Source organism: Microbacterium sp. BH-3-3-3 (genome assembly GCF_001792815.1).
In the GTDB taxonomy this organism is placed as follows: domain Bacteria; phylum Actinomycetota; class Actinomycetes; order Actinomycetales; family Microbacteriaceae; genus Microbacterium.
Window position 1 is genome coordinate 2,147,455 of record NZ_CP017674.1, and the last position, 14,267, is coordinate 2,161,721.

Here is a 14,267-nt window from a genome sequence, read left to right on the forward strand (position 1 = left end):
CCCACGCCCCCGTCCTCCACACCGGGAGACGGCTCCGGGTTCGCGAAAACCGCTCGGGTACAGTGGTGCGAGCGCATGAACCGCACCGTGCGACCCGTCCGCCGCATAGATAGGCCTCACCACCCGTGACCACTTCTGCGACGCCCGCCGACCATCCCGTATCCGACGACGTGCACGATCCCGCCGTCTCGCGCGAGACTCCCACCCCGGCCGAACGTCCGCTCACGGTCCTCATCGGCGCCGACACGTTCCTGCCCCACGTCAACGGGGCCGCCCGCTTCGCCGAGCGCCTCGCCGCCGGTCTCGTCGCCCGCGGTCACGACGTGCACGTGGCCGCGCCCAGCATCGGCCGTGGTCACGCGGGCACGGCGACCGAGGTGATCGAGGGGCAGCCGATGACGCTGCACCGTCTTCCGTCGTACCGCTTCCTTCCGCACGACTGGCTCACGTTCGTGTGGCCCTGGCGCGCGAAGCACTACGCGCGACTTATGCTCGATGAGATCCGGCCCGACGTCGTGCACATCCAGTCGCACATCATCATCGGCCGAGGACTCGCCCGCGAGGCGCGCAAGCGCGGCATCCCGGTGATCGCCACCAACCACGTGATGCCCGAGAACATCCTCGACTTCACGACCCTGCCCGACTTCCTCGACCGCATCATGCTCAAGCTGGCCTGGGCCGATGCCAAGCGCACCTTCGTCATGACGCGCGCCGTCACGACGCCCACGCGTCGGGCCGCCGACTTCCTGCAGGCGACGATCGGCATCGAGGGTGTCATCCCGATCTCCTGCGGTATCGACCGCTCGAACTACACGCCCGACCTCGAGCCGCGCGACGCGAACCGCATCCTCTTCGTCGGACGCCTCACCACCGAGAAGGGCATCGACGTCATCCTGCGCGCGATGACCAAGATCGACCCCGCCCTCGACGTGACCTTCGACATCGTCGGTGGCGGCGACCAGCGCCGCAACCTCGAGCAGCTCGCCGAGCAGCTCGGTCTCGCGCACCGCGTGACCTTCCACGGCCACACGTCCGAAGAAGAGCTGCGCGCGCTCTACTCGCGCGCGTCGGTCTTCGCGATCGCCTCGATCGCGGAACTCCAGTCGATCGCGACGATGGAGGCCATGGCCTCCGGCCTGCCGATCGTCGCCGCCAATGCGGTCGCACTCCCGCACCTCGTGCACGACGGCGAGAACGGGTACCTGTTCGAGCCCGGAAACGCCGACGAGCTCGCGGCCCGGTTGACCGACGTGCTCACCGCCGCTCCCGACGAGCGTCGGCGGATGCAGCAGGCGTCGCTCGACGGTGTGATCGTGCACGACATCGGCCGCACCCTCGACACCTTCGAGGCGCTGTACCGCGGACGACCGCTCCCGGAGTGACCTCGTGCACGTCGTGATGTTCGCCGACCAGCACCTCGAGTCGCTGGGCGGCGCGCAGGTGTCGATGCGGTTGCAGAAACGCTTCCTCGAGCGCGCGGGCCACGTCGTCACCGTCGTCGCTCCGCGCCTGCACCGCCCTGCGCCCGACGACATCGCCTACCTCGACCTGCCCTCGATCCCCCTCACGCTCGATCGCGAGTACGCGCTCACCTGGCCCGGTGCCCGGACCGACCGGTTCGTGGACTCCGAGATGGGCGCGCGCCTGCCGGTCGACGTCGTGCACGTGCAGGCCGACTTCTGGGGCGCGTACATCGGGCACCGTTTCGCGGCGCGGCACGGCCTGCCCGTCGTGCACACGATGCACAACCGCGTCGACGTGGGCATCGAGGCGACCGCCCCGTTCCCGGGCCTGGTGCTGCGCGCGCTGAACGCGTGGGCTCGACGCGCGCTGCCGCGACGGGTCGCCGCGCCGGTGGAGGTTCGCGATACCGCCCCGGCCGTCTGCGACGTCGACGGCTGGGCGTACCTTCGCCGTCTGGCCGCGGTGTCCCGCGCCGTGACCGCCCCCTCGGGTCACTTCGCGCGTCGTCTGGAACGGCACGGTGTCGCCGACGCGGTCGACGTGATCTGGAACGGCATCGACGACGACGCGCTCGACGCCGCCCTCGCGGCCGGACCCACCGAGCGTCGCCCGGGCCGTCCGCGCTTCGTCTGGCTCGGCCGCATGAGCCCCGAGAAGCGCCTGCTCCCCTTCCTCGAGGCGGTCGCCGAGTCGGGGATCGACGCCGAGGTCGAGATCATCGGCGGCGGCGGTCAGCTCCGCGCCGCGCAGCGGCTGATCGAGCGCCGGGCGCCGGTGGCATCCGCCACGTTCGCGGGACGCCTGTCGTACGCCGAGACCCTCCGCCGGCTCGCCGACGCCGACGCCGTGGTGCAGACGTCGATCGGCTTCGAGACGCAGGGCATGACGGTCTTCGAGGCCGCCTCGCTCGGCACCCCCGCCGTCGTCAGCGACCCCGACATCGGCGCCGAGCTCGGCGCCGGGATCTGGACGGTTCCGGATGCCACGGTCGCGGCGCTCTCGCAGACCCTCCGCCGCGCGACCGCCGACATCGCCGCCGGGTCGCCGGTCACGCCCGACGCGAGCGTCGCGGAGCGGTTCCGCCAGTCGTCGCGCACGGCGGCGATGGTCGCCGTGTACGAGCGGGCGGTCGCCGCGGGGCGCTGACCCGGCGGATCCCACGCCCGCCGAGCCTCGGCCGTGCCGGGGTGGCGTGTGCCGCGTCGTCGGGTCACTCCGTTCCCACGATGCGCAGCGGAGCGGTGGCCGTCGAGGCCGACGGCAGTGTGACGTGCATGCTCGGGCGTGCGGCTTCGACCGCGGGAGCGGCCTGGATCGTCTTCTCCCGCGAGCGGGTCGATCGGTGCGATGAGGGGGCGACGCGCGAGGGGTCGGTGGGGATGCGCCCGTACCCGTCGGTCCGCACGAGCCACACGGTGCCGACGATGCCGGCGAGCGAAAGGATGCCGAGGGCGATGAAATAAGCCATGGCAGAGACGCTACGAGTAGAGGGAAAGTGTCACGAGTGGCATGATGGACGGTGTTCGTCATATTTCTGCCACACCGGAGGTTCGTATGCGCTCGGTCGCCGTCGTCATCCAGCCCGGCTTCGCCCCGTTCGAGTTCGGCCTCGCGTGCGAAGCTTTCGGCCTCGACCGCAGCGACGACGGCATCCCGAATTTCGACTTCCGCATCGTCGCGCCCGAACCCGGGGTCGTGCACTCGAACATCGGTTTCTCGGTGAACGTCGATCTCGGTCTCGAGGCGGCGTCCGACGTCGACATCCTGGTTCTCGCCCCCATCCCGCGGGATCAGTGGGGCACCGTCGACCCGCGCGTGGTCGAGGTGGTGCGCGCCGCCCATGCCCGTGGCGCCTGGTTGCTGAGCGTGTGCAGCGGGTCGTTCGTCATCGCCGCCGCCGGGGTGCTCGACGGAAAGCGTGCCACGACGCACTGGCGTTACGCCGATGTCATGGCGCGGATGTATCCGGAGATCGAGGTCGACCCCGACGTGCTCTACGTGCAGTCGGGCAACATCGTCACGAGCGCCGGAACCGCCGCGGGACTCGACGCGTGCCTGCACCTGCTGCGCCAGGAGCTCGGTTCGGAGCTCGCCAACCGCATCGCGCGACGCATGGTCGTCGCGCCGCAGCGCGACGGAGGCCAGGCGCAGTTCATCGCCTCGCCGATCCCGATCGACTCGTCGCTCTCGCTCGCTCCGGTGACCGAGTGGATGCTGCAGAACCTGGATGCCGAGCTCTCGGTCGATCGACTCGCGGCACGCGCGCACATGTCCCCGCGCACCTTCGCCCGCCGCTTCAAGGCGGATCTCGGCGCCACGCCCGCGGCCTGGCTCGCGCGCCAACGCCTGCTGCACGCGCAGCGGCTGCTCGAAGAGACCGATCTGGGGCTGGACCGCATCGCCGCCGAGTGCGGCTTCGGTTCGGCGGCGGTGCTGCGCCAGAACTTCGCCCGAGCGATGGGACTCACCCCGACCGCCTACCGCGCGCGTTTCTCGTGCAACGCCGATGAGCGAGTCGCCTCCGCGACCGTATCGGCCCCGGCGGTGGCGGAACCGATTCCGGCCTGAGGGCCGCGCCGCGCCCGCTCGCACACCGCCACCGCTCCCGCGCTGCCCGCGCCCGCGTCCGCGCTACCGCCTGTGCCGCGGCATCCGTTGTTCTCTCGCCGGTGCACTGCTAAACTTGAGTCCACGCAACTCAAGTTTTAGAGACGGCGAACAGATTTTGGGAGAACACATGAACGCCACGCCACAGCCGGGGCAGGAGGACGCGCGGAGCGCCCTCGAGCAGTTCGGCATCAACCTCACCGACCGTGCCCGCCAGGGCAAGCTCGACCCCGTGATCGGGCGCGACGGCGAGATCCGCCGCGTCAGCCAGGTGCTGACCCGCCGCACGAAGAACAACCCCGTGCTCATCGGCGAACCCGGCGTCGGCAAGACCGCCGTCGTCGAGGGGCTCGCGCAGCGCATCGTCGCGGGCGACGTCGCCGAGAGCCTCAAGAACAAAGAACTCGTGTCGCTCGACATCTCGGCGCTCGTCGCCGGCGCGATGTACCGCGGCCAGTTCGAGGAGCGACTGAAGAGCGTCCTGAAAGAGATCACCGAGTCCGATGGACGCGTCATCACGTTCATCGACGAGCTGCACGTGCTCATGGGCGCGGGCGGCGGAGAGGGCTCGGTCGCGGCATCCAACATGCTCAAGCCCATGCTCGCCCGCGGCGAGCTGCGACTGATCGGCGCGACCACGCTCGACGAGTACCGCGAGTTCATCGAGAAAGATGCCGCTCTCGAACGCCGCTTCCAGCAGGTGTACGTCGGCGAGCCCACGGTCGAAGACACCGTGGCGATCCTCCGCGGCCTGAAGGAGCGTTACGAGGCGCACCACAAGGTCGCCATCGCCGATGCGGCGCTGGTCGCCGCAGCGTCGCTGTCGAACCGCTACATCCCCGCGCGCCAGCTGCCCGACAAGGCCATCGACCTGATCGACGAGGCGGCCTCGCGTCTGCGCATGGAGATCGACTCCGCGCCCCTCGAGATCGACGAGCTGCGCCGACACGTCGACCGCCTCAAGCTCGAAGAGCTCGCGCTGAAGAAAGAGAAGGACGCCGCCTCGAAGGAGCGTCTCGCGACGCTCCGCGACACCCTGGCCGGCGAGCAGGCCAAACTCGACGAGCTGCAGGCCCGGTGGGAGCGCGAGCGCGCCTCGCTCAACCGCGTCGGCGACCTGAAGACCCGTCTCGACTCGGCGCGAGTGGATGCCGAGCGCGCCCAGCGCGAGGGCAACCTCGAACGCGCGTCGCGGTTGCTGTACGCCGAGATCCCGGCGCTCGAGCGCGAGCTCATGGCCGCCGAGCGCGAGGAGCCCACCGGTGACCGGATGGTCAACGATCAGGTCACCGACGAGGACATCGCGGCGGTCATCGCCGCCTGGACCGGCATTCCGGTCGGGCGCCTGCTGCAGGGCGAGACCGAGAAGCTGCTGCACCTCGAGCGCGAGCTCGGCAAGCGCCTGATCGGGCAACGCGATGCCGTGAAGGCGGTGTCCGACGCCGTCCGCCGCTCGCGCGCCGGGATCAGCGACCCGAACCGCCCGGTCGGATCGTTCCTGTTCCTCGGCCCGACCGGTGTCGGCAAGACCGAGCTGGCGAAGTCGCTCGCCGACTTCCTCTTCGACGACGAGCACGCCATGGTGCGCATCGACATGTCGGAGTACGGCGAGAAGCACTCCGTCTCGCGCCTCGTCGGAGCCCCTCCGGGGTATATCGGGTACGAGCAGGGTGGCCAGCTCACCGAGGCCGTGCGCCGTCGTCCCTACAGCGTCGTGCTGCTCGACGAGGTCGAGAAGGCGCACCCTGAGGTGTTCGACGTGTTGCTGCAGGTGCTCGACGACGGTCGGTTGACCGACGGACAGGGCCGCACGGTCGACTTCACCAACGTCATCCTGGTGCTCACCTCGAACCTCGGCTCGCCGATCCTCATCGACCCGACGCTGTCGATCGAGACCAAGCACGAGCAGGTGCAGGCGCTGGTGCGCCAGGCCTTCAAGCCCGAGTTCGTGAACCGCCTCGACGACATCGTCATCTTCCAGGCCCTGAGTCAGGACGACCTGGCGCAGATCGTCGAACTCGCCGTCGATGCCCTGCACAAGCGACTGCGCGAGCGCCGGCTGTCCCTCGCGGTCACGCCCGATGCCCGCTCGTGGCTCGCCGAACGCGGGTACGACCCGGTGTACGGCGCCCGGCCGCTGCGTCGCCTGATCCAGACCGAGATCCAGAACCGCCTCGCAATGGCGATCCTCGCCGGCACGGTGCGCGACGGCGATGTGGTGCGGGTCGACGTGGCGAGCGACGGCGACTCGCTCGTGCTGGCGAGCGCGGGCCCCGCCCAGCCCGAGACGGGCGACGACGACGTGATCGAGGCCGAGATCGTCGAGTAGTCGAACGCGAGAGGGGGATGCGGCGCGCGGTGCGCGGCATCCCCCTCTCGTGTGCGGTCGGCCGCGCATCGCGCGTGCCGGTCTCCGCGTCCCGGCCCCTCCCGCATAAACGCTCATCGTGCGCATAAACGCGTCGGCTGAGCGTTTCTGCGCAGGATGAGCGTTTATGCGCAAGAGGGCGTCGGCAGAGCGCGTCGGCCGTGCGCCGACGCCATGAGGAACGCCCGCCGCACCGGAAGGGCCCTCGGCGGGTTCTCCGGTGCGGCGGGCGTTCGCCGCGGGTGGGCCGCTCAGTCGTCGACGAGCAGCGAGTCCGCCACGGAGCGGCGCTCGCGGGGGGCGAGCTCGCGCTGGCGCAGGCCCTCTTCGGCGGCGTCGATGTCGCCGAGAGCGCCGACCGCGATGACGGTGACGGGGGTGAAGCGCGCCTCGATGTCGAAGGCGGCACGCAGGTCGTCGGCCACGAAGCCGCCCATCTGGTGCGTCGCGAGACCCTCGGCGTGTGCCTGCACGGTGAAGTGCGCGGCGGCCTGGCCGGCGTCGTAGAGCGCCCACGGGCGCGCGTCACCCTCGGCGGTCTCGTGCTCGGCGAGCACGACGAGCAGGGCGCCGGCGGCGGGGGCCCAGGCCTGGTTGAAGCCCATGAGGGCCGACACGATCTTCTCGTGCGCCGCCGAACCGCGACGGGCGAGGATCAGGCGCCAGGGCTGGTGGTTCATGCCCGAGGGTGCCCAGCGGGCGGCCTCGAGGGCGGAGCGCAGCGCGGTCTCGTCGATCGGCGTCTCGGGGTCGAAGACGCGGGTGCTCCAGCGCTCGGCGAGCACGCCGAGGATCGGAGCGTCGGTGGGCGCGGTGCGGTCGAGGGTGAGGGACATGGCTACTCCTGAGAACGGGGACAGATCCGGTCGCCATTGACCTCCACCATTGAACACACCCGGCCTCTTTCGTGTTCCCTCGTGACGGTATGGGTCGTCCAGCCTCGGTCCCGGTAGCCGTGCACAACGGCGGGGCCAGGCCGCAACGCGCCGTTTCAGGATGCCGATACCCCGGCGCGTTTGCCCCGGCCCCCGCCGTTGTGCACGCGGCGGCGCAGGCGGCCGTGCATAACGTCGACCCCTCGGCAACCCGTGCACAACGGCGGGGCCAGGCGGCAATACGCCGGTTCGGGATGCCGGTACCCCGGCGCGTCTGCCCGGCCCCCGCCGTTGTGCACGCGGCGGCGCCGCGGCGAGGTGCCCCGACGGGACCTCAGCCCCTCGGCGTCACAGCTTCCAGGACTCGGGGCCCGTGGAACCGGCCGGGTACTCGTCGAGCGGCACCCGGTTCTGGCGCCACGCGTCGATGACGGGCTGCACGATGCGCCAGCACTGCTCGGCCGCGTCGGCGCGCACCGCGAGCATGGCGTCGCCGTCGAGGATGCCCGAGAGCACTTCGCCGTACGCCTTCAGTCCGCCGACGCCGAGGTCGGCGGCCAGCGTCACCCGCTCGAGTTCGAGGGGGTCGTCGGCGCCGTTGACGTTGAGCCCGAGGCTCATCGTGTCGGGGCCGAGTGAGAAGACGAGCACCGACGGGTCGCTCTCGCCGATGAAGCCGCCCGGGAGGTGCCGCACGGGCTTGAAGGTGACGGTCGCGGCCGGGTCTCCGGCATCCAGCGCCTTGCCCGACCGCAGTGTGATCGGCACCCCCTGCCAGCGGGAGGTGCGCACCTCGACGGTCATCTCGGCCAGTGTCTCGGTGCCGCGCGACGCATCGACGCCCGGCTCGTCGACGTACGAGGGGAAGTGGCGGTCGCCGACGTCGCCCGCCGTGTACCGCGCGCGCCGGGAGTTCTTCACCGGGTCGTCGTCGAGCACGTGGGTGGCCCGCAGCACCGCCGAGGTGGCATCGCGCAGGTCGAGCTGGTCGAGGGTGGAGGGCGGCTCCATCGTGACGAAGGCCATGACCTGCAGCAGGTGGCTCTGGATCATGTCGACGAGCGCGCCGGCGGAGTCGTAATACCCCGCGCGACCCTCGAGGCCGAGCTTCTCGGGGAAGTCGACGGTGATCGACGCGATGTCGTCGGCCGACCACACGCTCTCGATGATGCGGTTGGCGAAGCGCGCGCCGAGCAGGTTGAGCACCGTGGAACGCCCGAGGAAGTGGTCGATGCGGAAGACCTGGTCCTCGGGAACGAGCGTCGCCAGTTGCTGGTTGAGCTTGTGCGCGCTGGCCTCGTCGGTGCCGAACGGCTTCTCGAGCGCGAGGATCGTTCCCTCGGGAATGGTCACGTCGCTCAGCGCGAGGCACGACTTCTCGGCCACGGCCGGCGGGACGGCGAAGTACAGCGCCGGACGCCCCTCGGCGTCGTCGAGCAGCTGCTGCAGGTCGGCGGCCTTCGTGATGTCGGCTCGGGAGTAGGTCGTGGCCGAGACCGAGTCGAAAGCGGCCTCGGCGTCCATCGTCTGGAACGCCCGGTGCACCACCTCGCGCCAGTGCTCGTCGGTCCAGTCCTCCATGCCCGCGCCGTGCAGGCGCACCGACCGCCCGGGCTCGCGCACGAGCAGTTGGCCCAGGGCCGGGAGGAGCAGTCGAGAAGTGAGGTCGCCTGAAGCGCCCAGGATGATCAGGGTGGTGTCCGCCGCCATGCCGCTCAGCGTAGCGATACCTTCCGACCTCGCCCCGCCCTTGCGGATGACCGAGGGATGCCACTCATCGAACCCGGAGGTGCGATGCGGGTGTTTGCTGCCATGATCCGAGGGTGACGACTCCGATCGAGGACTACGCCGTCCTCAGCAACTGCCGGTCCGCCGCCCTCGTCTCCTCGCGAGGGAGCATCGACTGGCTCTGCCTGCCGCGGTACGACAGCGGCTCGATGTTCAGCGCGCTGCTCGGCGACGAGTCGCACGGCGCGTGGTCGTTGCGCCCGGCCGACCCCCAGGCGCGCGCGACGCGTCGGTACGACGGCGACACGTTCGTGCTCGTCACCCGCTGGGAGACCGAGACCGGCGTCGCCGAGGTGTACGACGCCATGCCCGTCGACGAGGGGGTGGAGGCCGTCATCCGTCGCGTGGTCGGGGTCTCGGGCCAGGTCGACTTCGTCAGCGAGGTGCGTCTGCGCTTCGACTACGCCCGCGCCGTGCCCTGGGTGCGGCAGATCGGCCACGCCGACGAGCACGCGATCCTCGCCGTCGCCGGCCCCGACGCCGTGACCCTGCGGGGCCCCCGCCTCATCGCCGTCGGCACCGCCCACCGCGGGCGGTGGACGACGAGCCCGGGCCACCGCGTCGACTCGGTCCTGTCGTGGGGGCCGTCGTGGCAGGACCCGCCGGTGTCGTTCGACGTGTCGGCGGCGCTGGAGCGCACGCGCGAGTGGTGGTCGTCGTGGGCCGACCGCGTGCAGTCCGCGGGCACGCACGCCGCCCTCGTCACCCGTTCCCTCATGGTGCTGCGCGCGCTCACGCACTCCGAGACGGGCGGCATCGTCGCCGCGGCCACGACCTCGCTGCCCGAGGCGTTCGGAGGCTCGCGCAACTGGGACTACCGCTACGTCTGGCTGCGCGACGCGGCCCTCACACTGAGCGCGTACATCGACCACGGCTACCTCGACGCCGCACAGCGCTGGCGCACCTGGTTGCTGAGGGCGATCGCCGGGGACCCCGCCGACGTGCAGATCATGTACGGCATCGCGGGTGAGCGCGACCTGCCGGAGCGCGAGATCACCAGCCTCCCCGGGTACGGGGGAGCCGCCCCCGTGCGCATCGGCAACGGCGCCGTCGACCAGTACCAGGCCGACGTGATCGGCGAGGTCATGGTGGCGCTCGAGGCGGCGCGGAACGCCGGGGTCGAAGAGACGACGTTCTCGTGGTCGCTGCAGCGGGCGTTGCTCGACCAGCTCGCGAGCGAGGTCGACCGGCCCGACCTGGGCATCTGGGAGATGCGCGGCGAGCCGCACTTCTTCACCCACTCGCGGGCGATGGTGTGGGCGGCGTTCGATCGCGGCATCCGCGCCGTCGAAGAGGGCGGGCGCGACGGCGACGTCGACACTTGGCGCACCCTGCGCGATCGGGTCCGCGCCGACATCGACGCGCACGGGGTGCACGAGGGCGGATGGTTCACGCAGCACTTCGGCACCGACGAGGTCGATGCCTCGCTGCTGGTGCTGCCCCAGGTGGGGTTCTGCGCGTACGACGACCCCCGCATGCTCGCCACCGTCGCCCGCATGGAAGAGACGCTCATGCCCGATGGGTGGCTGCTGCGCTACCGCACGACGGGTGTCGACGGCCTCACCGGGGACGAGCATCCGTTCCTCGCCTGTTCCTTCTGGCTGGTCGGGCAGTACGCGCACAGCGGTCGCCGCGACGAGGCCGTGACGCTGATGCACCGGCTCACCGCCGTCGCGAACGACCTCGGCCTGCTGTCGGAGGAGTACGACCCCACCACCGGTCACCAGGTCGGCAACACCCCGCAGGCGCTGTCGCACCTCGCGCTGGTGGGGGCGGCCGACGCGCTGGATGCGACGGCGCCGCGCCCCGGCGCCTGATCTCGTCGCGGCGTCGGGTCGCTCGACCTGCACGGCGCGCGCCTGACGTCGCGGAGGCCCCGATGGTCTCGACCCGGCTTCCCGCCCCCGCCGCCCCGGCGCGGCTCTAGAGTCAACGCATGGACGACGACGTCGAGCTGCGGCACCTGCGCGAGCGGGTCTACGGTGCCGACGGCGCCGCCGCGACGCCGGCGATGATCGAGCGCCTCGGCGAGCTCGAAGAGCGGGTACGCCGCACCGGGAGCGGCGAGCCCGAGCGTGCGCCCCGGCGCGACCCCGACGCGTCGGACGACCCGACCCCGGATGCCGCGCCCGAGGGCGCCGAGCCCGCGGACGCCGATGCCCGCTTACCGCGCCCCGCCCTGCGGTGGGCGCTCGCCGCGGTCGGCGCCCTCGCCCTGCTCGGCGTCGGCGCCGCGATCGGCGCGGGGCTGTCGGCCGTGCCCTCGACCGCCGCGACCCCGGACCCCGCGGCGGCGAGCCTGCCCGAGCTGACGTTCCCGCAGACGGTCGAAGACGTGATCTCGGCCGACATCCTGCGCGACAGCGGCATCGACCCCGCCAGCACGCGCTACATCGCGACGGTGAGCGACTTCCGCATCTACCTCGCGCAACCCGACGACGGCGACGGGCGCTGCATCGCGACCTTCACCTCGACGGACAACAGTCCGTGGTCGGCGGGGTGCGCGAGCGGCGCGCAGACGGGGGCCGCGGTCTTCGGCGTCGACGAGAAACTCACCGTCGCGATCGGGGAGCCGGTGCGGTCGGTGATCGACGGCATCCCGATCCGCCTGTCCGACAGCGTCACGGCCTTCGTGGCGCGCTGAACGAAGGAGCACGATCATGTTCGATCCCGCCGGTGCCTTCTCGGGTTTCGCTGTCGACGACCTCGACGCGGCCCACCGGTTCTACGCCGACACCCTCGGCCTGACGGTGGAGGTGTTCGAGGACACGGGCTTCCTCTCGCTCCAGCTCGGATCGGGCGGGAGCGTGCTCGTCTACGGCAAACCGCATCACGAGCCCGCCACGTTCACGGTGCTGAACTTCCCCGTCGCCGACGTCGAGGCCGCCGTCGACGACCTGCGTTCCCGCGGCGTCGACACCAAGATCTACCCCGACTCCGATATCCCCACCGATGAGCGCGGCATCATGCGCGAGGGCGGCCCGCTCATCGCCTGGTTCCGCGACCCGGCGGGCAACGTGCTCGCCGTGCTCGAGGAGTGACGGCGCCGAGACCGGCGTCACGGCGCGAAGAGGGGGATGGATGCCGAACCCCTGGCATCCATCCCCCTCCGACGTGAGCCGCGCGATCAGCCCTTCAGCGCCTCCGCCAGCTTGACGCGTGCGCCCATGCGCAGCAGCGAGTTGCGGTAGATGCGCGAGCCGACGCCGATGGCCGCGATGCACGAGACGAGCAGGATGACCAGCGAGAGCACGGGCTCCCACCACTGCGCGTCGCCGAGGTACATGCGCAGCGGCATCCCCACCGGTGCCGAGAACGGCACGTACGACATGACCGTCAGCACGACGGGGTTGTCGTTGAAGAAGATCACGAGGAAGTACGGCGCCATGATCAGCATGGTGATGGGGGTGGTCGTGGCGCCGATGTCCTCCTGGCGCGAGACCATCGCGGCCGCCGCGGCGAACAGCGCCGCCAGCAGCACGAACCCGAAAAGGAAGAAGATCGCGAACCAGGCGATCGGTGCCCCGAGGGCGCTCAGCACCCCGGCCTGGTCCGTGACGGCGAGACCGATGACGGCCACGGCCGCCAGCAGCACGATCTGCGCCATCGCGAGCACCGTGTTGCCCAGCACCTTGCCGGCGAGCAGGGTGCGCACGGGGATCGCCGAGATGAGGATCTCGACCACGCGCGTCTGCTTCTCTTCCACCACGCTCTGCGCGATCGTGCCGCCGAAGGTCGAGGCGGCGATGAGGAACACCAGGCCGAAGCCGAGGGCGATGAGGTAGCGCAGCGCGCTCGCCGCTCCCGCACCCGGTTCGAGCTCCTGCACGGGCGGGGTCTCGCTCAGCATCTGCAGCAAGGTCGAGGGCACGCTGTCCTTCACCACGACGGTGTAGTCGAACGCGGCATCCGACGAGCCCGAGACCAGGGCGGCATCCACCGTCCCGTCCTCGACGAGGGCGGTCGCGGCACCGTCGTCGGCGGCGACGGTGACCTCGAGCCCGTCGAGGCTCGACACGGCGCTCTGCGTCTGGGAGGTGACGGCGACGGGGATGCCGCTGCCGCTGGCGTTGCTGGCGGCGAACCCGCCCCAGATCACCGAGGCGAGGGCCGCGACGACGAGGATGGCGGTCGAGATGACGAAGGATTTGCTGCGCAGCTTCGACCCGATCTCGCGCTCGGCGACGAGCCAGACGCTCTGCAGCTCGCTGGGAGCGTGACGGGGAGTGGGCGACGAGGTGCTCACTGGATGACCTCCTTGAAGATCTCGGCGAGGGTGGGGCGCTGGGGTGCGAAGCTGACGACGTCGCCCCGCGATACCGCGCCCCGCAGCACGCGTTGAGCGGCGCCGTCGTCGTCGGCGTCGAACAGGGCGTAGCCGCCGTCGAAATCGAGCACCGTGATGCCGGGCTCGTCGCGCAGCCAGCCGGCGTCGCCGCGCGACACCAGCTCGTACCGGTGGGTGGCGTGCTGGGCGCGCAGTTCGTCGCGCGTGCCCGCTGCGCGGATCGTGCCGCCGGCGATGATGACGAGGTCGTCGCAGAGGCGCTCGACGACATCGAGCTGGTGCGACGAGAAGAGGACCGCGGCGCCCGCCGCCGCCTTCTCCTGCAGCACGCCGGCGACCACGTCGACCGCCATCGGGTCGAGGCCCGAGAACGGCTCGTCGAGGATGAGCACGTCGGGCTCGTGCACGAGCGAGGCGGCGATCTGCGCGCGCTGCTGGTTGCCGAGCGACAGGGTCTCGACGAGATCGCCGAGGCGCTCGCCGAGTCCGAGCCGCTCGAGCAGGGCGGTGGCCTTCTCGTTCGCCTCGGTCTTGCCGAAGCCGTGCAGGCGAGCGAGGTACGCGATGTGCTCGGCGACCTTCATCTTCGGGTAGAGCCCGCGCTCCTCGGGCATGTACCCGAAGCGGCGACGGTCGGCGGTGGTCAGGGGCGCGCCGTTCAGCGCCACCGTGCCGCCGTCCTTGGCCAGCACACCCAGGGCGATGCGCATGGTGGTCGTCTTGCCGGCGCCGTTGCCGCCGACGAAACCCGTGAGTCGCCCGGGGGAGACCCCGAAGCTCACGTCGTCGAGCACACGGCGGTCGCCGTACCTCTTGGTGATGCCGTCCAGCTCGAGCACGGTGCGTCCCTTCTTCATCGATACCCCCAACGCTAGGG

12 protein-coding genes are annotated in these 14,267 nt (G+C 71.1%); 7 read left to right on the top strand and 5 right to left on the bottom strand.

The window, feature by feature from the left end; genetic code table 11:
- Positions 1-125: 125 nt before the first annotated feature.
- On the top strand, positions 126-1,382 hold the full coding sequence (locus BJP65_RS09935) for a glycosyltransferase (RefSeq protein WP_083285801.1): 1,257 nt from the start codon (positions 126-128) through the stop codon (positions 1,380-1,382).
- 4 nt (positions 1,383-1,386) lie between these two features.
- Positions 1,387-2,610: a glycosyltransferase gene (locus BJP65_RS09940; RefSeq protein ID WP_070409027.1), complete on the top strand. Its 1,224-nt coding sequence runs from the start codon at positions 1,387-1,389 to the stop codon at positions 2,608-2,610.
- Positions 2,611-2,674: 64 nt separating this feature from the next.
- Here BJP65_RS09940 and BJP65_RS09945 read toward each other — a convergent pair whose 3' ends face one another.
- Positions 2,675-2,932, bottom strand: a complete 258-nt coding sequence (locus tag BJP65_RS09945; protein WP_070409028.1) for a hypothetical protein — start codon at positions 2,930-2,932, stop codon at positions 2,675-2,677.
- A gap of 86 nt (positions 2,933-3,018) precedes the next feature.
- Here BJP65_RS09945 and BJP65_RS09950 point away from each other — a divergent pair, with 86 nt between their 5' ends.
- On the top strand, positions 3,019-4,032 hold the full coding sequence (locus tag BJP65_RS09950) for a GlxA family transcriptional regulator (protein ID WP_070409029.1): 1,014 nt from the start codon (positions 3,019-3,021) through the stop codon (positions 4,030-4,032).
- A 169-nt stretch (positions 4,033-4,201) separates the two neighbouring features.
- Positions 4,202-6,400, top strand: coding sequence for an ATP-dependent Clp protease ATP-binding subunit (locus BJP65_RS09955; RefSeq protein WP_082516426.1), 2,199 nt, complete (start codon positions 4,202-4,204; stop codon positions 6,398-6,400).
- 290 nt (positions 6,401-6,690) lie between these two features.
- Here the strand turns inward: BJP65_RS09955 and BJP65_RS09960 are convergent, their stop codons facing one another.
- Together BJP65_RS09960 and BJP65_RS09965 are read right to left on the bottom strand one after the other, a co-directional pair.
- Entirely contained in the window at positions 6,691-7,275 is a 585-nt protein-coding gene (locus tag BJP65_RS09960; protein WP_070409030.1) for a nitroreductase family protein, read from the bottom strand.
- Between the two features lie 387 nt (positions 7,276-7,662).
- The gene (locus BJP65_RS09965; protein WP_070409031.1) at positions 7,663-9,024 is read right to left on the bottom strand and encodes a glucose-6-phosphate dehydrogenase; all 1,362 of its coding nucleotides are present in this window, start codon (positions 9,022-9,024) and stop codon (positions 7,663-7,665) included.
- Between the two features lie 113 nt (positions 9,025-9,137).
- On the opposite strand from BJP65_RS09965, the gene BJP65_RS09970 reads away from it, so the two are divergent.
- From BJP65_RS09970 to BJP65_RS09980, 3 genes are all read left to right on the top strand, one after another.
- Complete coding sequence (locus tag BJP65_RS09970) at positions 9,138-10,919, top strand: glycoside hydrolase family 15 protein (protein ID WP_070409032.1); 1,782 nt, start codon at positions 9,138-9,140, stop codon at positions 10,917-10,919.
- A gap of 119 nt (positions 10,920-11,038) precedes the next feature.
- Positions 11,039-11,746 (top strand): hypothetical protein, encoded by a 708-nt coding sequence (locus BJP65_RS09975; RefSeq protein ID WP_070409033.1) that lies wholly within the window; start codon positions 11,039-11,041, stop codon positions 11,744-11,746.
- A gap of 16 nt (positions 11,747-11,762) precedes the next feature.
- Positions 11,763-12,143 (top strand): VOC family protein, encoded by a 381-nt coding sequence (locus tag BJP65_RS09980; protein ID WP_070409034.1) that lies wholly within the window; start codon positions 11,763-11,765, stop codon positions 12,141-12,143.
- 86 nt (positions 12,144-12,229) lie between these two features.
- Here the strand turns inward: BJP65_RS09980 and BJP65_RS09985 are convergent, their stop codons facing one another.
- Together BJP65_RS09985 and BJP65_RS09990 are read right to left on the bottom strand one after the other, a co-directional pair.
- A complete protein-coding gene (locus BJP65_RS09985) occupies positions 12,230-13,348 on the bottom strand; it encodes an ABC transporter permease (RefSeq protein ID WP_070409035.1) in 1,119 nt (372 codons plus the stop codon).
- Positions 13,345-14,229, bottom strand: coding sequence for an ABC transporter ATP-binding protein (locus tag BJP65_RS09990; protein ID WP_070409944.1), 885 nt, complete (start codon positions 14,227-14,229; stop codon positions 13,345-13,347). The genes BJP65_RS09985 and BJP65_RS09990 overlap by 4 nt, the downstream gene beginning before the upstream one ends.
- Positions 14,230-14,267: the final 38 nt, after the last annotated feature.